The 683-nt window shown below is 58.3% G+C and carries 1 protein-coding gene; it reads right to left on the minus strand.

The features are described from left to right. A partial coding sequence (locus tag VB780_RS25640) for a CBS domain-containing protein (RefSeq protein WP_323354027.1) occupies nt 1–683 on the minus strand: 683 nt, incomplete at both ends.

Here is a 683-nt window from a genome sequence, read left to right on the forward strand (position 1 = left end):
CCTGCCCCTGCAGCTGAGTGCAGCGTTCAAGGGTGCACTCTACCGCAATATGCCCAACGGTGGTTTGCTCAAACTGGTAGATAAACGCCTGTTCTGCCTTTAAAAATTGCTGGGCTTCGGTGACGGTAGTTTGCAGAATGTCGTCTAAATTGAGCGATTGGCGAATGTGCTGGGCTATGCGGTTAACCAGTCGTTCGCGGTCAATTTGATCTTGCAGGGCCGCCTTCGCGCGGCGGCGTTCGTCCACTTGCTTTTGCAGGGTTTGATTGGCCTGGGCCAGGCCGAGGGTACGATCGGTCACAATGTGTTGCAGGGTATCAATGGTGACCTGAGTTTCGGCCAAATCGACTTCCTGAAGCAGGCTGGTGGGGGTGAGCAGCCCTACCAGCTGATCTTGGGCATTGACCACCGCCAACCGTCGCACCTCATGGGCCTGCATCTGCTGATGGGCCTGCCACAGCGATGCCTGGGGGTGAATTCGCAGTACCGGCGACTGCATCATCTCAGCCGCCGTCCAGTTGGCCAGCAGTGATTGACTATCGTGCAGTCGCAGAAGATCGCGCTCGGTGACGATGCCCATGGGCGGGGCACCGGGCTGCCCGGTTTCGGTAATCACCAGACAGCTAATGCGATGCTGATCGAGGGTTTTGGCCAGCTCTAACGCCGACAGGGTAGGGCGGGCA

Origin of the sequence: Leptolyngbya sp. CCNP1308, from assembly GCF_034932455.1 — a bacterium.
In the GTDB taxonomy this organism is placed as follows: Bacteria; Cyanobacteriota; Cyanobacteriia; order Phormidesmidales; family Phormidesmidaceae; genus Nodosilinea.